The 17,639-nt window shown below is 59.4% G+C and carries 17 protein-coding genes and 1 tRNA gene; 9 read left to right on the forward strand and 9 right to left on the reverse strand.

Annotation, left to right across the window (positions count from 1 at the left end; genetic code table 11):
- Positions 1 to 55: 55 nt before the first annotated feature.
- From VDP61_RS16400 to nrdR, 3 genes are all read right to left on the reverse strand, one after another.
- Positions 56 to 1,390: an 8-oxoguanine deaminase gene (locus VDP61_RS16400; protein ID WP_323007933.1), complete on the reverse strand. Its 1,335-nt coding sequence runs from the start codon at positions 1,388 to 1,390 to the stop codon at positions 56 to 58.
- Positions 1,391 to 1,500: 110 nt separating this feature from the next.
- The gene (gene ribD, locus VDP61_RS16405) at positions 1,501 to 2,583 is read right to left on the reverse strand and encodes a bifunctional diaminohydroxyphosphoribosylaminopyrimidine deaminase/5-amino-6-(5-phosphoribosylamino)uracil reductase RibD (RefSeq protein ID WP_323007934.1); all 1,083 of its coding nucleotides are present in this window, start codon (positions 2,581 to 2,583) and stop codon (positions 1,501 to 1,503) included.
- Entirely contained in the window at positions 2,580 to 3,047 is a 468-nt protein-coding gene (gene nrdR, locus VDP61_RS16410) for a transcriptional regulator NrdR (protein ID WP_323007935.1), read from the reverse strand. Before nrdR ends, ribD begins: the two co-directional genes overlap by 4 nt.
- A gap of 272 nt (positions 3,048 to 3,319) precedes the next feature.
- On the opposite strand from nrdR, the gene VDP61_RS16415 reads away from it, so the two are divergent.
- Positions 3,320 to 3,925 carry a 5-formyltetrahydrofolate cyclo-ligase gene (locus VDP61_RS16415; RefSeq protein WP_323007936.1) on the forward strand — a complete coding sequence of 202 codons (606 nt, stop codon included), beginning with the start codon at positions 3,320 to 3,322 and terminating at the stop codon, positions 3,923 to 3,925.
- Between the two features lie 439 nt (positions 3,926 to 4,364).
- On the forward strand, positions 4,365 to 5,072 hold the full coding sequence (locus VDP61_RS16420; protein ID WP_323007937.1) for a DedA family protein: 708 nt from the start codon (positions 4,365 to 4,367) through the stop codon (positions 5,070 to 5,072).
- Positions 5,073 to 5,324: 252 nt separating this feature from the next.
- Here VDP61_RS16420 and VDP61_RS16425 read toward each other — a convergent pair whose 3' ends face one another.
- The gene (locus VDP61_RS16425) at positions 5,325 to 6,059 is read right to left on the reverse strand and encodes a pseudouridine synthase (RefSeq protein ID WP_323007938.1); all 735 of its coding nucleotides are present in this window, start codon (positions 6,057 to 6,059) and stop codon (positions 5,325 to 5,327) included.
- Positions 6,060 to 6,171: 112 nt separating this feature from the next.
- Here VDP61_RS16425 and VDP61_RS16430 point away from each other — a divergent pair, with 112 nt between their 5' ends.
- The 4 genes from VDP61_RS16430 to VDP61_RS16445 all read left to right on the forward strand — a co-directional run bounded on the left by VDP61_RS16430 (position 6,172) and on the right by VDP61_RS16445 (position 9,690).
- Positions 6,172 to 6,654 (forward strand): hypothetical protein, encoded by a 483-nt coding sequence (locus VDP61_RS16430; protein WP_323007939.1) that lies wholly within the window; start codon positions 6,172 to 6,174, stop codon positions 6,652 to 6,654.
- Between the two features lie 18 nt (positions 6,655 to 6,672).
- Positions 6,673 to 6,748: transfer RNA gene (locus VDP61_RS16435), tRNA-Thr, on the forward strand.
- A 241-nt stretch (positions 6,749 to 6,989) separates the two neighbouring features.
- On the forward strand, positions 6,990 to 8,207 hold the full coding sequence (locus VDP61_RS16440; RefSeq protein WP_323007940.1) for a multidrug effflux MFS transporter: 1,218 nt from the start codon (positions 6,990 to 6,992) through the stop codon (positions 8,205 to 8,207).
- Positions 8,208 to 8,259: 52 nt separating this feature from the next.
- Complete coding sequence (locus VDP61_RS16445) at positions 8,260 to 9,690, forward strand: helix-turn-helix domain-containing protein (RefSeq protein WP_323007941.1); 1,431 nt, start codon at positions 8,260 to 8,262, stop codon at positions 9,688 to 9,690.
- Here VDP61_RS16445 and VDP61_RS16450 read toward each other — a convergent pair.
- From VDP61_RS16450 to betI, 5 genes are all read right to left on the reverse strand, one after another.
- Positions 9,666 to 9,905 carry a YdcH family protein gene (locus VDP61_RS16450; protein WP_323007942.1) on the reverse strand — a complete coding sequence of 80 codons (240 nt, stop codon included), beginning with the start codon at positions 9,903 to 9,905 and terminating at the stop codon, positions 9,666 to 9,668. The two genes, VDP61_RS16445 and VDP61_RS16450, sit on opposite strands and share 25 nt — an antisense overlap.
- A 96-nt stretch (positions 9,906 to 10,001) precedes the next feature.
- Entirely contained in the window at positions 10,002 to 10,655 is a 654-nt protein-coding gene (locus VDP61_RS16455) for a thermonuclease family protein (RefSeq protein ID WP_323007943.1), read from the reverse strand.
- Positions 10,656 to 10,826: 171 nt separating this feature from the next.
- Positions 10,827 to 12,473 carry a choline dehydrogenase gene (betA, locus tag VDP61_RS16460; protein WP_323007991.1) on the reverse strand — a complete coding sequence of 549 codons (1,647 nt, stop codon included), beginning with the start codon at positions 12,471 to 12,473 and terminating at the stop codon, positions 10,827 to 10,829.
- A gap of 107 nt (positions 12,474 to 12,580) precedes the next feature.
- Positions 12,581 to 14,023, reverse strand: coding sequence for a betaine-aldehyde dehydrogenase (gene betB / locus VDP61_RS16465; protein WP_323007944.1), 1,443 nt, complete (start codon positions 14,021 to 14,023; stop codon positions 12,581 to 12,583).
- Positions 14,020 to 14,616: a choline-responsive transcriptional repressor BetI gene (gene betI / locus VDP61_RS16470; protein WP_323007945.1), complete on the reverse strand. Its 597-nt coding sequence runs from the start codon at positions 14,614 to 14,616 to the stop codon at positions 14,020 to 14,022. The genes betB and betI overlap by 4 nt, the downstream gene beginning before the upstream one ends.
- 93 nt (positions 14,617 to 14,709) lie before the next feature.
- Here betI and choX point away from each other — a divergent pair, with 93 nt between their 5' ends.
- Genes choX through choV form a run of 3 tightly spaced genes read left to right on the forward strand, consistent with a single transcriptional unit; the run spans position 14,710 to position 17,582 of the window.
- Positions 14,710 to 15,642 carry a choline ABC transporter substrate-binding protein gene (choX, locus tag VDP61_RS16475; RefSeq protein WP_323007946.1) on the forward strand — a complete coding sequence of 311 codons (933 nt, stop codon included), beginning with the start codon at positions 14,710 to 14,712 and terminating at the stop codon, positions 15,640 to 15,642.
- Between the two features lie 51 nt (positions 15,643 to 15,693).
- Positions 15,694 to 16,548 carry a choline ABC transporter permease subunit gene (gene choW, locus VDP61_RS16480; RefSeq protein ID WP_323007947.1) on the forward strand — a complete coding sequence of 285 codons (855 nt, stop codon included), beginning with the start codon at positions 15,694 to 15,696 and terminating at the stop codon, positions 16,546 to 16,548.
- Positions 16,545 to 17,582: a choline ABC transporter ATP-binding protein gene (gene choV / locus VDP61_RS16485; protein ID WP_323007948.1), complete on the forward strand. Its 1,038-nt coding sequence runs from the start codon at positions 16,545 to 16,547 to the stop codon at positions 17,580 to 17,582. The genes choW and choV overlap by 4 nt, the downstream gene beginning before the upstream one ends.
- The last annotated feature ends 57 nt before the right edge of the window (positions 17,583 to 17,639 follow it).

Genomic DNA, 17,639 nt, shown 5'->3' on the forward strand with positions numbered 1-17,639 from the left:
TGGGTGATTTGTTCCTGCCCAAAGCGCGGGCGCTGTGCAAGCCCTATTCCTGTCCCTATTGCCGGAGCGCGCGCGCCAGTTGGTTTTGCCGCGCCACCACAGCAACCAGATCAATCGTAACCATCGCGCCGCCGCGCACCACATGGCGCCCTTGCACAAGCAAGTCGCGCACCCGCATCGGCCCCGCCAGCAAAAACGCCACCGGGTCCCAAGAGCCTGCGGCCTCAATCCCCGAAATATCCCAAATCGCAAGGTCGGCCCGTTTGCCCGGCTCCAATGATCCGCAATCGCTGCGCCCCAAAACCTGCGCACCGCCAAGGGTCGCAATTTCCAGCGCCTCGCGGGCGCTCATCGCATCGGCCCCCCGACTGACCCGCTGCAACAGCATGGCTTGCCGGGCCTCGGCCACCAGATTGCCCGCGTCATTGCTGGCCGATCCGTCAACCCCCAGCCCTACGGTCACGCCTGCATCCCGCATCGCCCGAACGGGGGCAATGCCAGACCCAAGGCGGCAGTTCGAGCAGGGGCAATGCGCAACACCTGTTTTGGTTCGTGCAAACAGATCAATCTCTTGCCCGTCCAGTTTCACACAATGGGCATGCCAGACATCCGGGCCAACCCAGCCCAGGTCTTCGGCATATTGGCCGGGGCGGCAGCCGAATTTTGCCAGTGAATAGGCGACATCTTCGTCATTTTCGGCCAGATGGGCGTGCAGCATCACCCCCTTGTCACGCGCCAGCACTGCCGCCTCGCGCATCAGATCGCGGCTGACGGAAAACGGTGAACATGGGGCGATTCCGACCCGCAGCATCGCGCCCTCGGCGGCATCATGGAACCGGTCAACCACCCGGATACAATCTTCCAGAATAGCGGCTTCCCGCTCTACCAATGCATCGGGGGGCAAGCCGCCATCGCTTTCCCCAATGCTCATCGCGCCGCGCGTGGGGTGAAAGCGCAGCCCCACCTCTTGCGCTGCGGCGATCGTATCATCCAGCCGCGCACCGTTGGGAAACATATACAAATGATCCGAGGTCAGGCTGCATCCGCTTAATGCCAGCTCGGCCAGACCGACCTGTGCCGAGGTGAAAATCTCTTCGGGGCCAAAGCGCGCCCAGATTGGGTACAGCGTTTTCAACCACCCAAACAGCAGCGCATCCTGCCCCCCCGGCACCGCGCGGGTCAGGGTTTGGTACAGATGATGATGGGTATTCACCAAGCCCGGCGTCACCACGCAACCTGCTGCATTGATAACCTCGCCAGTGGTCGCAAGGCCGGCCCCGATGGCCGCGATCACCCCACCGCGCAGCAGCAGGTCAGCCCCGACAAGTTCGCGCCGCGCCCCATCCATAGTGACAATGACATCGGCATTCTTGATCAATATCTCAGACATTTGGCTTTCCCTATCTGCACCACCCCCTTCGGTGGATCGGAAAGCACCTGCGCGACAGAAGGGGGGCAAAGGACTCGCGCTTGCCCGGTCATTTTAGCCCGGAATTGCGCCTAGTCAAACCGCCAGTGGGTTTGCACATCGCCGCCCACCGCCGCTTGCGACACCAAGCGCAGGCGCGGCGCATCCGCCAGCACGTTCAGGCCCAGCGGCCCCATCGCAGCCCGCCCCTCTTCGCCGATCATGGCACCTGCGGTAAAGGTTATCAGATCATCCACCAGCCCCGCACCGACAAGGGCCGCGGCCAGACCCGCCCCACCCTCGCAAAAAATCCGCGTCAGGCCCCGCACAGCCAAGGCTTGCAAGGCCGCTCGCAGATCAAGCTGTGCGCCAAGAACCGGCACCTCAAGGCACTCTGCACCGGCGGCAACCCAGCCCGAGGTATCGGCCGAAGGCCCGTGCAGCAGCAAAACCGGATGCCTGCGCGCCGTTTGCCCCAAGCGGCCTTTGGGCGAGAACCGCAACGCGCTATCAACCACGATGCGCAGCGGTTGCGGCACCGCCCCCATATCGCGCACCGACAAATCCGGATCATCGGCCAAGGCGGTGCCAGAGCCGACCATCACCGCATCATGCGTCATGCGCATCAGGTGAACCGCACGCCGCGCCCCTGCCCCGGTAATCCACCGGCTTTCACCTGTGCGGGTCGCGATACGACCATCCACGGTGGTTGCAAGTTTCAGTGTCACCATCGGCAAGCCATGGGTCACGCGTTTCAAAAACCCATGGTTCAGGCTGCGCGCCGCATCGGTGCAAAGCCCTTCGGTCACGGTGATGCCTGCCGCCCGCAGCATCGCGTGGCCTTTGCCAGCCACACGCGGGTCCGGGTCGGTCAACGCAGTGACAACCCGCGCAATTCCGGCATCAATCAAGCCTTCTGCGCAAGGCGGGGTTGCGCCGTGATGCGCGCAAGGTTCCAGCGTGACATAGGCCGTAGCACCTTGCGCCAGCCTGCCTGCCTGATCCAGTGCCATACGCTCGGCATGCGGCCGCCCGCCCGGCTGCGTCCAGCCGCGCCCGACAATCCGGCCAGTGTTGACAATCACGCAGCCCACGGCAGGGTTGGGCCAGACACAGCCAAGGCCACGCGCTGCAAGCTGCAGCGCGTGGCGCATATGGGCGTGGTCGTCGTTCATTCCTCGGCTGTGCCGCCGGGCCGCAATTCCGATACGAATTTATCAAAATCATCCGCAGCCTGAAAATTCTTGTAAACACTGGCAAAGCGCACATAGGCAACCGTGTCGATCCGCGCGAGGCTTTCCATGACGATCTCACCGATCACCTTGGAATTGATGTCCGTCTCACCCAGGCTTTCCAGCCGCCGCACGATGCCGCTGATCATCTGGTCAATCCGCTCGGGATCAATCGGCCGCTTTTGCATCGCCATCCGGATAGAGCGTTCCAGCTTGCTCCGGTCAAAATCTTCGCGTTTGCCATTGGTTTTGATGACCACCAGGTCGCGCAACTGCACCCGCTCATAGGTGGTGAAACGCCCGCCACAGGCCGGGCAAAACCGCCTGCGCCGAATGGAGACGTGATCTTCAGCCGGGCGGCTGTCTTTGACCTGTGTATCTATATTCCCGCAGAATGGGCAGCGCATGGGCTGATCCCCCCTCGTTTCTTGTTTTTACTGCCTCAGATGCGGGGGTTCGCCCCCCTGCTTATTCATAGGACTATAGGTAGCCTGCCAAGTCTTGGGTAGAATATTTTGGAGACTGCCAGATATAGCAAGACAGGTGTGGCCTGTGGGACTCATGCCCGAATGTGGCACGCGCCAGTGCGCTGACGAATTTGGCGTGAATCCCGTCGTTTGCAGCGCGGCCTTATCCCCAAGGAAAACCCACAGTAAAAAAAAAACGAAAGGCTGTGAAGATGGACCCTGCCCCTTATGCCTCGTCGCCCTGCCAGATGGCCGAAGATGCCGAGACCCGGCGTGATGTGATGCGCTGGCGCAAGGCCGAGCGCGCCCGCCTGATTGCGGCGCGCCAAGCAATGCCGGTGGCAGCGCGGGCCGCTGCCGAGGCGGTCATCATCCAGGGGCTGGATGCAGAACCCGGCACAATCATCGGAATTTATTGGCCATTCAAGGGAGAGCCGGATTTGCGTGCCTGGGCCGGGCTTCGGCGCGGGCAAGGCGCGCGCATTGCGCTGCCGGTTGTCGTGGAAAAGGCCGCTCCTTTGGTGTTTCGTGAATGGCTGCCCGACGCCCCCTTGACGCGGGGCGTGTGGAACATTCCGATCCCGGATGCGGATGCGGCACTGCTGATCCCTGACCTCGTCATCTCGCCGGTTGTCGGCGTAGATCCGGGGCAGTTTCGGCTTGGGTATGGCGGCGGGTTTTATGACCGCACACTTGCCGCACTCCGCGCCGGTGGCCATGCCTCCAGGGTGATCGGCGTCGGTTTCACAATGCAGGCCATCCCCACGATCTTTCCCCTGCCCCATGATATCGCAATGGACAAGGTGATCCTTGGCTAATGCAGCCAAAGACCCACACGGCACTGACAACAGCTTGGGACACAGGCCAATCCATCAGGTTTTGGCTAACGCCCAAGGGTCGCTTGGCCAAAAATGACGCCCGTTTACAAACCAGCATTGAAACGCTGTATTGGGCCGTTACTTTGGGCCTGCGCATGAGGCCGGGCCGCATCAGGTCGCGCAGTGCAGGCCCACAGGTCAGCGGCACACCCCGTGAAAGCAGCCCGGAATGCGGCGGGCAAACCGCATCACCCCCTTTGCAGCGCATCACATACCGCCCCCGATCCGCCAGCGCTGGCGTGAAATCACAACGGCTTGCAACCTTGCCATTGCAACAAAGCTTCATGATCGTCGGCAGAATTTCGCTTCTTCCCTCAAATAGCATCTTGCAGCCGCCCCCCAAGAGCATATCTGGCAATCTGCGCAAAGGTAAAACCATATGCTCGATCCGACCGCTCTCATCTCTCAATTTGGTCTGCTGGCGGTCTTTGGCACTGCAGCAATAGAAGGCGACGCCGCCGTCGTTACAGCCGGGGTTCTGGTGCAGCGTGGCCTGTTGCCGTTTTGGCCAGTGGTTCTGGCGGGCATGGCGGGGGGCTGGATTTCGGACCTGCTGATCTATCACCTCGCCCGCCGGTTTCGCAGCCATCCGCGCACCATACGCGGGGTAGAGGCTGCGCGAAAATGGCGTTTCTTCAATATGTTCGTGGCCTATCCGATGCTGCTTGCCCTGGCGATCCGCTTCATGCCCGGTGTCCGCACCGCAGGCCCGGTCGCCCTTGCCACGGCAACCCCCATCACCACGCTGCGGTATACGGTGCTGACAGGTATCGCTGCGTTTATATGGTCATTCATCTTGGTGCATGTTGGCCAACAGACCGGCCATATCATCAGCCGGTTGTTCAAGGGTTTCGATATACCAGAATATGTCGAGATTGGGGTTCCGGTCGTGATTGTGCTTATCCTCACAGGTTTTGCACTGCGCAAATGGCGGCGGCGGGCGCTGGAACCGAGAGTGTCCGATCTTCTGTGTCCAATTAAATTGGCCCCTGTTCCACCCACGAAAGCGCAGGATGACAATGACGATTTCCAGAAAACTGCTGGTTTGGCGGCGCTGAACGGCCCAGGATATCCGCACCCACCTTGAAGCTGTCCATGGGCTGAAGATGTCCGCCGATTTGCCTCGCCATGTCACCGTTGCTGTTTTGGAAGGCGGGGTCGGGTTGCCAAAACCACGCCTTGGCGCCACTATATCCGATTGTTTTCCTTGATGCTTTGCGCGCCAAAACCCGCGATGCAAAAGGCCGTCAGGCCAAAAACAAGGCGATTTACGGAACCTTGGGCGCCACACCTAAAGCGGGGCGCGCGGGTATGTGGGCAAGGTTCAAGGCGAAACGCTTTACTGAAGGATCAAGGCAATCTCATTTTCACTCAGCACTTTCCACTGCCCCGAACGCAAGCCATCAGGCAGTAAAAGGCCGCCCAGCCGTTCACGGTGCAGTTCCTCGACGTGGTTGCCGGTGGCCGCGAACATCCGCCGCACCTGGTGGTATCGGCCCTCGGTGACGCTCAGCAGGGCCTCGGTTTGCGTTACCACTTCCAGTTCGGCAGGCGCCAGCGGCTTGTCTTCGCCCTCCAGCATCAAAAGGCCCGAAGCGAACAGGTCGCCTTCGGTGCCATCAAGCGGGCGGGCCAGCTTGGCACGATAGGTCTTTTTGACGTGGCGCTTGGGGCTGATAACCCGGTGCAGCAGGCCGCCATCATCGGTCAACAACAAAAGGCCGGATGTCTGCTTGTCGAGGCGGCCTATGGTCGAGATTGCCGGATCACGCCATCGCCAGCGATCGGGCAGGATGTCATAGACCAGCGCACCCGCTTCCTTGTGCGAACAAGTCATGCCCAAAGGCTTGTTCAAAAGGATGACCAGGCCCACGAGGGGGTCCAGCACCTCGCCATTGACCTTCAGGCGGGCCGGCAAATCGGGCGTGACAGGAATGCGCTTGGCGACATCCATAATCGCGGCGCCGTCCAGCGTGATCCCGCCAGCCTTGGCCATTCGCGCGATTTCGTTGCGCGAACCATAGCCCATAGAGGACAGGAGCTTGTCGACGCGAGAGGTTGGGCTTTTGGCCATGGCTTTTGGTTCCTAAACTCGGGGTCGGATGCCGGAAAATGTAGACTGACATTCCACGGCCCTTGGTTATCGTTTTTCTACCAAGGATGCAGGCCGAGGGAAGCCTTCAAATGTGCTTGCCGCAGGCTCATCCCACGCGCGGAAGTGGTCTGAAATTATCACGCGGCTTGGCGCGCTGCATATTGCCAAGACGTTTGTGAATACGCGTTTCGTCAATTTTCGCCAACCCATCAAATGCATCAATCACATGCAGATTCTTTTTCAGCTTTTGCTCCGGCCTGCCCAGACAGGTTTGCGGTTACATCTGAACAGCTCAACCGATCGGCGCTGCCCCCCCCCTGTAATCACGGCTTGCAGCGACAAGAGCGCCTCAGCCGCGAAGGGATTCGCCTGCTTCAAACCCCGCATGATCAAGCGTCGCCGGCTTTCGCGCAAAGCTCAAAAACCAGCCCGCCTGCCCGTGTCAGTATGGCGGAAAAGCAAAGCAGGCTGGCTATGCCCTGCCTCAAGCCGCTTTGGCTGCCTGTCGCGAAAAAAATCCGCAAAACAACGTCGCGATGAGGTGTTTTTATCTCTTTACACTTGGCGAATTTGACTCTATTCAGACCGCGTTGCCCCTATAGCTCAGCTGGTAGAGCATCTGATTTGTAATCAGAGGGTCCGCGGTTCGAGTCCGTGTGGGGGCACCAGTTTTCACAATAAAAGCAAATAATTGTGCGGCGTCAGCCTCTGGGGTTTGCGCCCACTTTGGTCTGTCATAGCGGTATGTCATCCCGCGCCGCCGAAACATCTGCATCGCGTGTCAACGCCTGTGTTGCGACAAGCCGCCGAGTCCGCCCTGCCGATCAGATCCTTCCACACCTACCATTATTTTATCATTTTGATTATTGCCCGATGGACAGCTCTTGCCAAACCGCGTAGGTCCAAAACATGAGCATGAGACCTATCGTCCGCTATTTTGATCGGACAACCGCCCCACATCTTACCACACTCGTCTTGATCGCTGGCATCGCCGCGATGTCGTTGAATGTATTCTTGCCGTCCTTGCCGTCGATGGCGACGTATTTTGATGTTGATTATGCGGTGATGCAGCTTTCATTGTCGCTTTACCTTGCGGCCACAGCATTTCTACAGCTTTTTGTTGGCCCGGTGTCTGACCGTTTCGGGCGCCGCCCTGTCATGCTGGCCGCGACGGCAATCTTTACGCTGGCCTGTGCGGGCTCGCTTCTGGCCCCTAATTTCGGCGTTTTTCTGGCCTGCCGTCTGGTGCAGGCCGTGATTGCCACCGGCTTTGTGCTGTCACGCGCCTCTGTGCGCGATATGGTGCCACAAGATCAGGCCGCCTCGATGATCGGCTATGTGTCCATGGGTATGGCGCTGGTCCCGATGATAGCGCCCGTGGTTGGCGGCATGCTTGATGAGGCGTTTGGCTGGCAGGCCTCATTCCTGATGATGTTGCTGTCGGGTGCGGCCCTTTTCGTGGTGATCTGGTTCGATATGGGCGAAACAGCGACCACCCGCGCCAGCAGTTTCATGGCGCAGGTGCGGCAATATCCTGCCCTGCTCACCTCGCAACGCTTTTGGGGCTATTGTCTGGCAGCAGGCTTTGCCTCGGGTGCCTTTTTTGCCTATCTCGGCGGCGCGCCCTATATTGCCACCGTGGTTTACAAGATGGACGCCGCCACCCTGGGGCTTTATTTTGGTGCGCCCGCTTTGGGCTATATGGCCGGCAACTTCATCTCGGGGCGCTATGCCGTGCGCATTGGCGTGAATCGAATGATCATGGCAGGCGCACTTAGCGCGACCGGGGGCATGCTGGTACTGACCTTTCTGGCGCTGCTCGATCTTGCTGGGCCAAGCGCATTTTTCGGCCTGATGATCTTTGTGGGCCTGGGCAACGGGTTGCTATCGCCCAGTGCCAATGCGGGTATGCTATCGGTGCGCCCTAGCCTTGCAGGCTCGGCTGCCGGTCTTGGCGGCGCATTTCTTATTGGGGTGGGTGCGGCCTTGTCAGCGCTTGCGGGTTTTTTACTGGGGCCGACAACCGGGCCAATGCCGCTGATCTTGCTCATGCTGCTTACCTCTGCCGCATCTATCGGCTGCATTTTCTGGGTCTTGTACCGAGAAAAACAGGTAAAGGGCGCTTGACGTCAGCGCTTTGCAAAGCCACCTTTCAGTTTTGCAAAGCAAAGGACGCGTCATGGCCGCACAGAAACTATATGCCGGGGCCAAGCTGCGCGAGCTGCGAAATCGGCTACGGCTGACCCAGAAAGCCTTTGCACAAAAACTTGATGTCTCGCTGCCCTATCTGAACCAGATGGAAAACAATCACCGCCCCATTTCCGCAGGGGTCGTGCTGGGCTTGGCGCAGGAATTCGGGCTGGATGTGACAGAGCTGACCACCGGCGACAGCGAACGCATCGTCACCGACATGCGTGAGGCACTGGCCGATCCGGTCTTTACCGCGCCGCCTCCGCTTGCCGATCTGCGGCTGGCCGCCTCTAATGCCCCGGCCCTGGCCCGCGCCTTTCTGGATCTGCACCGCGCGTATCGTCAAAGCCACGAACGTCTCGCCTCTCTGGATGAGGCATTGGGCCGAAGCGAGGCCTCTCTCGCGCCATCCCCGTGGGAGGAGGTGCGGGATTTCTTTCACTATTGCGACAATTACATCGACGCGATTGACCACGCGGCAGAACGCTATGCCACCAGAAAAGGCCCTGATATTGCTATCGAAACCGTGGCTTTGGCGACCGTGGAAAGCCTTGGCATTGGCTTAACACTTTCGAACACCGCCGAGATACGCCGCTTTGATCCCAAAACAAAGCAACTGGCCCTGTCCAGCCGCATCACAGGGCCAACGCGCCGCTTTCAATTGCTGCATCAAGTAGCGCTTTTGACGCAGAATGATCTGCTGGAGGCAACGCTTGACCTTGCACAATTCCACAGCCCGCAGGCGCGCGGCATCGCCAAAATCGGGCTGGCCAATTATTTCGCCGGTGCCGCGCTAATGCCCTATACCGCGTTTCTGGCCGCCGCAGATCGTGAGAGGCATGACCTGGAGCGCCTTTCCGATCTGTTTGACAGTTCAATCGAGCAGGTCGCGCACCGGCTTTCAACCCTGCAACGCCCCGGTGCCAAAGGCGTGCCGTTCTTTTTTGTTCGGGTTGATCAGGCCGGAACCGTGACAAAACGCCATTCCGCAACCCGCTTTCAGTTCGCGCGCTTTGGCGGGGCCTGCCCCCTGTGGAACGTGCATCAAGCCTTTGAGATGCCAGGAAGATTCTTGCGCCAATTGGCCGAAACCCCCGATGGCGTGCGCTATGTCTGCCTAGCGCGCGACGTGTCAAAATCTGGCGGCGGCTTTGGTGCCCCTGTGCGGCGCTACGCCATAGGCCTTGGATGTGAGGTCGGCCATGCCGACAAGCTGATCTATGCTGATGGCTTGGACCTGCGCGGACGGTTTGAACCCATCGGCATATCCTGCCGCATATGTGAACGCCCCGATTGCCACCAGCGATCGGTCCCCCCCTTGGAAAAACAGCTAACTGTAGATCCGGATAAACGCGGGGTCGTGCCCTACGGCATCGGCCCCGACAGTCCTTCCGGTCAGGCGTCCGTCAATATCGCGTAAATCTTATCCTTCAGGCGTGCGCGCTGTTTGCGCAATTCGGTTTCATGCGCATCATCGGTCGGCTTCAGATCGGTTTCGGCAAGGTGTACGGCGCGGTTTACCTCGTGGTATTCGTCGAAAAGCTTGGCGAAATGCGCATCTTCCAGCTTGAGTGTGTGCATTTTTTCTACATGCGTTGGGAATTCTTCAGCCAGTTCATGGGGGGTGTGCGACATGGAATGTTCCTTTTGTGACTGCGTTATACCGACGCTAGCCGATGCCCCGCCGCCCTTCTTTGACAGGGATCAACCCGAACTGACAAAATCAGCGCTTCAGCGTTTTGCAGCGCGAAATCCCGCCGCCCGTGCGTCAGCTTCCGAGCAGAAAAACGCCTCACCCTTGGCAGTGGAAATCCGTGTCGCCTCATAATCCCGTTGCCCCGGCAGGTGGTAAATCTTGCTGCCTTTGGCGGATATATTGCCCTTGATCACGCAGCCCGAAGGCAGCGCCACCGCGGGCTTGGCCAGCTTGCGATATTCGCCGGGTGCGGTCATCTCCCCAGACCACAAGCCGCGCGCCTCGGCCTTGGCCACCGCCTCTTGCCCGGCATAGTCGTGCGAATAGTGCAGATAGGCGGTTGCAGCCCCCGCACGCACCATTTCCGCTGCCACATCGCGCCCCGAAACCGTACAGCGCGCCACCGTACGGCCATAGCGGTCAAGATCCAACGCCTCGCATCGCAGCACCCCACTGCCGACAATTCCAGCCATCACCTCGGCGGCCCAAACCCCGCAGGCCCAGTTGCGCCCCGATGGATCACAGCGCTGCTTCATCTCTGGCGCGTCGATGCCAAACAGGCGAATACGCTCGCCCGCGATTACAAGGCTATCGCCATCCACCACCCGCGCCTGACCCGAAAGGGTTACAGCCCCAGCGGGGGCTGTAAAAGCAAGAATAAGCACAAAGAGAGAACGAATGATTAACATACCCCAGATATGGGGTAGAATCTTTGCGCAAGGCAAGCGCTTTGTTAACTATTGGTTAACCTTCGTTAACTTTCTTGATGGCCGGCCGCCCCCAAGACACGTTTGCCGCCATTGCCACAAGCGCAGCAATATCGCGGCTGTTCCGGGAACATCAGAAACGCCCGCATACAGTCAGCGCTGCGTTTTTTGCCAATCCTCATTCACAACCGGAGCCAGGTTCATCCGCGCCAACGGGACACGCCCAAGAATGTGATCCGCTGCCTTTTCACCAACCATAATTGAAGGCCCGTTCAAATTCCCATTGGTAATCCGCGGAAAAATTGAACTATCGGCCAGCCGCAACGCCTCCACCCCGATCACTCGACACGCCGAATCAACCACCGCCATCGGGTCATCGCGCCGCCCCATCCTGGCCGTTCCGCAAGGATGATAGGCGCTTTCGGCATGTTCACGGATAAAATCATCAATCTCTGCATCCGTCTGCACGCCCGCCCCCGGCTGAATTTCATGTTTCACAAAAGGGGCCATCGCCTCTTGCGCGAAAACTTCGCGGGTCAGCCGAATGCAGGCACGAAAATCCTCCCAGTCCTGCGGCTCCGACATATAGTTGAACTTGATCACAGGCTGGGCCGCAGGATCGGCTGACCGCAGGCGCACCGTGCCCCGCGACGGGCTGCGCATCGGCCCGGTATGAACCTGAAACCCATGCCCTTCGGCGCTTGCCTGACCGTCATAGCGCACAGCTATCGGCAGAAAATGGTATTGAATATCAGGGTATTCCACGCCTTCCTTGCTGCGAATGAAGCCGCAGGCCTCAAACTGGTTCGACGCGCCCAAACCCTTGCGTGTGAACAGCCATTGCGCCCCGATCAGCGCCTTTCCCCACAGGTTCCAATGTTTATAAAGCGTGATCGGCAGCTTGCTTGCAAACTGCATATAGACTTCCAGATGGTCTTGCAGATTGCTGCCAACCCCCGGCCTATCCGCTACCACATCAATTCCATGGTCTTTCAGATGCGCGGCGGGCCCGATGCCTGACAGCATCAACAACTTGGGCGAGTTCAGGCTGCTGGCCGCCAGAATCACTTCTTTTCCTGCCGAGATGATCTCAACCGCGCCTTGCCGCGCGATCTCTACGCCAACGGCGCGTCCGTTTTCAATCACCACCTTGCGGGCCAGCCCGCGCACAACTTGCACATTTCCGGCTTTCATCGCAGGTTTCAGATAGGCATTGGCCGCCGACCAGCGCTGCCCCTTGAAGATCGTGGCCTCCATCGGGCCAAAGCCTTCTTGCGCGGCGCCATTATAGTCTGGCGTGACCGGGTAGCCGGCCTGCTCGCCGGCGGAAATAAAGGCGTCAAACAATGGGTTATCGCGCGGCCCTCGTGTAATATGCAGCGGCCCATCCGTGCCGCGATATTCAGAGCTGCCGCCATGCCAATGCTCCATTCGCCGAAAATACGGCAGCACATCGGCATAACTCCAGCCCTCTGCGCCCATTTCGGCCCAATGATCAAAATCCCGTGCATGGCCGCGCACATAGACCATGCCGTTGATGCTGCTGGACCCGCCAATCACCTTGCCACGGGGCGTCACCAGCGACCGACCGCCCAGATGTGGCTCTGGCTCGGTCGCCATACCCCAATCATACATTCCCATGTTCATCGGATAAGACAGCGCAGCCGGCATCTGAATGAATGGCCCTGCATCCGTGCCACCAAATTCAATCACGATTACCGAAGCCCCGGCAGCACCCAAACGATAGGCCATTGCACAGCCTGCCGAGCCTGCGCCCACAATTACATAATCCGCTTGCATATCCGTCCTAAACTCTTGTGTCTCTTGCGCGGCCGCTGCCAGTGTTTTGGCGGTGCGGCGCGGGTGGGTGGCATGCCAAAACACTGGCAGATCAGCCGGTTTTGCTGTCAATACGGCGCGTCAACCGGCCCCATACCGACATAAACGCTCTTGATCTGGCTGTAATAATCCAACGCGGCCTTGCCATTCTCGCGCCCGACGCCAGACATCTTGACACCACCAAACGGCATTTCGACCGGCGTCAGATTATAGGTATTGATCCAACAAGTCCCTGCCTGCAACGCGGCTATCACACGATGCGCCCGGCTCAGATCGGCCGTGAACACGCCCGCTGCAAGGCCGAAATCTGTTGAGTTAGACCGGCTTACAACCTCTTCTTCAGTGTCGAAATCAAGCACCGCCATGACCGGGCCGAACACTTCTTCCTGGGCCAGTAGCATGGTATCGGTTACATCGGCAAACACCGTCGGCTCTACAAACATCCCCGTCTGTGCGCCCCCGCAAATCAGGCGCGCCCCCTGCGCCACAGCACCGTTGACATAGCCCATCACCTTGTCAACCTGCGCGGCCGAGACAAGCGGCCCCATCTGCGTTTCCATCTTCATGGGGTCGCCCAATACGATCTTTTGCGTCCGCGCCGCCAACCGTTCCAGAAACGCGGCCTTGATGCCCTTTTGCACAAACACCCGCGTTCCGTTCGAGCAAATCTGCCCCGCGGAATAGAAATTCGCCATCATCGCAGCGCCAACCGCGCTTTCCATATCCGCATCTTCAAAGATGATAAGCGGGGATTTACCGCCCAATTCCATGGTCACATGGCGAACGCCATCGGCGGCGGCGGCATAAACCTTGCGCCCGGTCGGCACCGACCCGGTCAGCGAAACCTTGGCCACGCGGGGGTCGGTCACCAGCCTGGCGCCAACCGCACCGCGCCCCTGCACCACATTGAACAAGCCTGCCGGCAGCCCCGCCTCGATGAAAATTTCGGCCAGTTGCAACGCGCCCAGCGGGGTGATTTCCGAGGGTTTGAACACCATCGCATTCCCCATCGCCAAGGCAGGCGCCGATTTCCAGCACGCAATCTGGCTCGGGTAATTCCACGCGCCAATGCCCACGCAAACCCCCAGCGGTTCGCGCAGCGTATAGGCGAAATCGCCGCCCAGGGGAATTGTTTCGCCAGTTACCGTCGGGACAAGGCCGCCGAAATACTCCAGCGCATCCGCACCAGAGGGCCAATCTGCCACCAGCGTTTCTTGCAAAGGTTTGCCTGTATCCAATGTCTCCAGCCGCGCGAGGCTCTCGCCCTGATCGCGAATCATATCTGCCGCGCGCCGTAAAATCCGCCCGCGCTCTACCGGCTTGCGCGCGGCCCAGTCGCTTTGCGCCGCCTGAGCCGAGGCCAGGGCCGCATCCAGCACCGCAGGCGTCGCTTCATGCAACCGCGCAATCACGTCCCCAGTGGCCGGGTTGATCACTTCGATCAGCGCGCCAGCACTGTCTTCCATCCAGTCGCCATTGACAAAATGGCTTGCTTTGGGTTGTGCAATCATTGGCAATTCCCTTTCTTTTCCAAGTTCAATTCCGCCGCCAGATAGGCCAGTATCGCCCGAACCGAAGCTTTTCCGTCCGAAGGCCGCTCATTCAGTGCCTCACGCAAATAAACCCCATCAATCAGCGCGCCCAAAGTTTGTGCAAGCGCTTCTGCCCGCCCATCGACGAGAGGGCGCAACGCATTGACAAGATTGGATTGCAGGCGGTTTTGATATACCGAAAGCAATCGCCGCGCCCCCGGAACCGTCTGCGCCAATACATAGAAATTCAGCCAGGCGCTTACCACTTCGCGCCGAAAGTTCGCGGGGCTGAATGAGGCCAGCAAAATCGCCTCCAGCCTTTCTTCAGGCGTGACAGCAGTGGCCAGAGCCCCGCGCACTTCCGCACCATAAAGCGACAGGATATGGCGCATCGCCGCCAAAAAGATCGCCTCTTTTCCGCCGAAATAGTGATGCGCCAGCGCGGTAGACATGCCTGCGCGCTTGGCAATCTGGCCAACGGTCACATCCAAAGACCCCGCGCGCCCGATCTCGACAATCGTGGCTTTGACCAAGGCGGTCTTTCGGATAGGTTCCATTCCAAGCTTTGGCATAGCGGGATTCCATTAATTACTTGCCATCCCGGCTATCGTGAAGTTTATTGACTCGTCAATCAACAAAAAACGCAATCAACAAGGGGATCTCCTATGTCCACGATCAAACGCAACCTTCTGGCCAGCGCCGCCGCCCTTATCCTTGCTGGCCCTGCCGCTGCGAATTGCGACAAAATCACCTTTTCCGATGTCGGCTGGACCGATATAACCGCGACCACCGCGACCGCATCGCTGGTTCTGCAAGCCTTGGGCTATGAAACCGAAACCAAAATCCTGTCGGTGCCTGTCACCTATGCCTCGATGGCCGAGGGCAATATCGACGTGTTTCTTGGCAATTGGATGCCAACGATGGAGGCTGATATCGCCCCCTACCGCGAGGCGAAAACTGTAGATACCGTGCGCACCAACCTGACCGGCGCGAAATACACGCTTGCCACCAATGCTGCGGGTGTGGCCGCCGGCATCACCGATTTCGCCTCGATCGCGCAGGCCAAAGAGGCGCTGGATGGCAAAATCTACGGCATCGAGCCGGGCAATGACGGCAACCGCCTGATCATGGATATGGTCGACAGCGACGCCTTTGGGCTTAAAGGATTTGAGGTGGTCGAAAGTTCTGAGCAAGGCATGCTGGCACAGGCGACCCGTTCCGAGGAACGCAATGAGGCCATCGTCTTCCTTGGCTGGGAACCCCATCCGATGAACGCCAATATCAAGATGACCTACCTTCCGGGCGGTGATGACTTCTTTGGCGCCGACCTCGGTGGTGCAACCGTTGCCACCAACACCCGCGCAGGCTATGTGGCCGAATGCCCCAACACCGGCAAGCTGCTGCAAAACCTTGAATTTTCCCTGAAGCTGGAGAATGAGATCATGGGGGCGATCCTTGATGATGGCCAAAGCCCGGAAGCCGCTGCCAAGGCCTGGCTTGCGGCCCATCCCGAAACGCTGACGGCTTGGCTGGACGGTGTCACGACAAAGGACGGCGGCGACGCGCTGGCCGCCGTCACCGCAGCCCTCGCCAAGTAACCCAAGCAGGCCCCGGCGCAATCCGGGGCCTGAACCACCCAAAGGATCACTATGGCCCTGCTCTCCCCCCTGATCGACGCGCTTACAACTGCCAAAATCCCGGTCGGTGATTGGGCGCAAAGCGCCGTCAACTGGCTGAAACAAAACGCCTCTGGGCTGTTCGACTTTATCTCGGATATGCTTGATGGGGTGATTGACGGCGTCACATGGTCAATAGAAACCATTGGCCCGATCGGCATGACGCTGGTGTTTGTCGCCCTTACCTATGCCCTGCAACGCAGCCTCAAAAAATGCGTGATCGTCGCGCTTGGCATGCTGTTCATCCTCAACCAGGGCTATTGGGACCGCACGATTGAAACCCTGTCCCTTATCTTGGTGTCTTGCATCGTCTGCATGGGTGTGGGCGTGCCAATGGGCATCCTGGCCGCCCGCAAGAAATGGGTCTACGGGCTGCTGGAACCCGTCCTTGACCTGATGCAAACGCTGCCGACTTTTGTCTATCTTATTCCAGCCGTTATCTTTTTCGGGCTGGGCGCGGTGCCGGGGCTGATCGCCACGGTCATCTTTGCGCTACCCGCCTCGATCCGTCTTACCCATCTTGGCATCGCCTCGACGCCCACAGCGCTGACCGAGGCGGCAACCGCCTTTGGTGCCACACCGATGCAAAAGCTGCTCAAGGTCGAGCTTCCCTCGGCCTTTCCGCAAATCATGGTGGGCCTGAACCAAACCATCATGCTGTCACTTTCGATGGTTGTTATCGCCACGCTGGTCGGCGCGGGCGGTCTTGGCCAACCGGTGTTGAACGGGCTCAACCGCATGAAACCCGACCTCGGCTTTGAAGCCGGGCTTGTCATCGTGGCGTTGGCCACCGTATTGCGCGTGATGTTGGAGGTACGCAAGAAATGACCCGGACCCCAAAAAATGCAGTCGAGTTCGACAATGTCTCTATCGTCTTTGGTGACCGGCCCGAAACCGCCCTGCCCCTGATGGATTCGGGCCGGTCACGCCCCGAAATCCAGCTTGCAACTGGCCAGATTCTTGGCGTTCACGACTGCACCCTCAACGTGGCAGAGGGCGAGATTCTTGTGCTCATGGGCCTGTCCGGCTCGGGCAAATCCACGCTTTTGCGCGGCGTCAACGGCTTGAACCCGGTGGTGCGCGGTGAGGTGCGGGTCAAGGATGGCGACAAGATGACCTCGGTCACCCATGCCGATGCGGCCACTTTGCGCCGCCTTCGACTGACCACTATCGCGATGGTATTCCAGCAGTTTGGCTTGCTGCCATGGCGCACGGTACGGGAAAATGTCGGGCTTGGCCTTGAAATTGCCGGGCAAAATGCGGCCCAACGCCGTGCCGCCGTTGAGGCACAACTGGCGCTTGTGAACCTGTCACAATGGGCCGATCGCAAGGTCGGCGAATTGTCGGGCGGCATGCAGCAACGGGTCGGCCTTGCCCGCGCCTTTGTCACAGATGCGCCGATTTTATTGATGGATGAGCCCTTTTCCGCGCTGGACCCGCTGATCCGCGCGCATCTGCAAGATGAGCTGCTGGAACTGCAGTCCCGTCTGCGCCGGACCATCGTTTTCGTCAGCCATGATCTGGATGAGGCCTTCAAGATTGGCAATCGAATCGCCTTGATGGACGGTGGGCGCATCGTTCAATGCGGCACCGCCCGCGAAATCATTGCCAACCCGGCCAGCCAATATGTTGCCGATTTTGTCGCCCATATGAACCCGCTTACGGTACTGACTGCGCGCGATGTGATGCAAGTGGGGGCCAGCACCGCCACGACGGAACTCGACGCGGAAACCCCCGTCATTGAAATCATGGAGGCGATGCGCGACGGTGCCAAGGAAATCGCGGTGACCGAAAGCGGGGCGCGGATTGGCACGCTGACGGCGGCACATGTCATGGGGCGGCTTGTGGACCCGCGGGGGTAAAGGCTGCTACGGCACTTGCCCCCAAAAGCCTTCCGCCTTTGACTTGAAACAAGGCCT

This window comes from Pseudorhodobacter sp. (genome assembly GCF_034675685.1).
GTDB lineage: Bacteria > Pseudomonadota > Alphaproteobacteria > Rhodobacterales > Rhodobacteraceae > Pseudorhodobacter.

Bases quoted from the DNA above. Each gene is read 5' to 3' on its own strand.
- VDP61_RS16440 (WP_323007940.1), top strand. From the start codon at position 6,990: ATGAGCATGAGACCTATCGTCCGCTATTTTGATCGGACAACCGCCCCA.
- choV (WP_323007948.1), top strand. From the start codon at position 16,545: ATGACCCGGACCCCAAAAAATGCAGTCGAGTTCGACAATGTCTCTATC.
- VDP61_RS16415 (WP_323007936.1), top strand. From the start codon at position 3,320: ATGGACCCTGCCCCTTATGCCTCGTCGCCCTGCCAGATGGCCGAAGAT.
- VDP61_RS16450 (WP_323007942.1), bottom strand. From the start codon at position 9,905: ATGTCGCACACCCCCCATGAACTGGCTGAAGAATTCCCAACGCATGTA.
- nrdR (WP_323007935.1), bottom strand. From the start codon at position 3,047: ATGCGCTGCCCATTCTGCGGGAATATAGATACACAGGTCAAAGACAGC.
- choW (WP_323007947.1), top strand. From the start codon at position 15,694: ATGGCCCTGCTCTCCCCCCTGATCGACGCGCTTACAACTGCCAAAATC.
- betA (WP_323007991.1), bottom strand. From the start codon at position 12,473: ATGCAAGCGGATTATGTAATTGTGGGCGCAGGCTCGGCAGGCTGTGCA.
- ribD (WP_323007934.1), bottom strand. From the start codon at position 2,583: ATGAACGACGACCACGCCCATATGCGCCACGCGCTGCAGCTTGCAGCG.
- VDP61_RS16400 (WP_323007933.1), bottom strand. From the start codon at position 1,390: ATGTCTGAGATATTGATCAAGAATGCCGATGTCATTGTCACTATGGAT.
- choX (WP_323007946.1), top strand. From the start codon at position 14,710: ATGTCCACGATCAAACGCAACCTTCTGGCCAGCGCCGCCGCCCTTATC.
- VDP61_RS16445 (WP_323007941.1), top strand. From the start codon at position 8,260: ATGGCCGCACAGAAACTATATGCCGGGGCCAAGCTGCGCGAGCTGCGA.
- betB (WP_323007944.1), bottom strand. From the start codon at position 14,023: ATGATTGCACAACCCAAAGCAAGCCATTTTGTCAATGGCGACTGGATG.
- VDP61_RS16425 (WP_323007938.1), bottom strand. From the start codon at position 6,059: ATGGCCAAAAGCCCAACCTCTCGCGTCGACAAGCTCCTGTCCTCTATG.
- betI (WP_323007945.1), bottom strand. From the start codon at position 14,616: ATGCCAAAGCTTGGAATGGAACCTATCCGAAAGACCGCCTTGGTCAAA.
- VDP61_RS16420 (WP_323007937.1), top strand. From the start codon at position 4,365: ATGCTCGATCCGACCGCTCTCATCTCTCAATTTGGTCTGCTGGCGGTC.
- VDP61_RS16455 (WP_323007943.1), bottom strand. From the start codon at position 10,655: ATGTTAATCATTCGTTCTCTCTTTGTGCTTATTCTTGCTTTTACAGCC.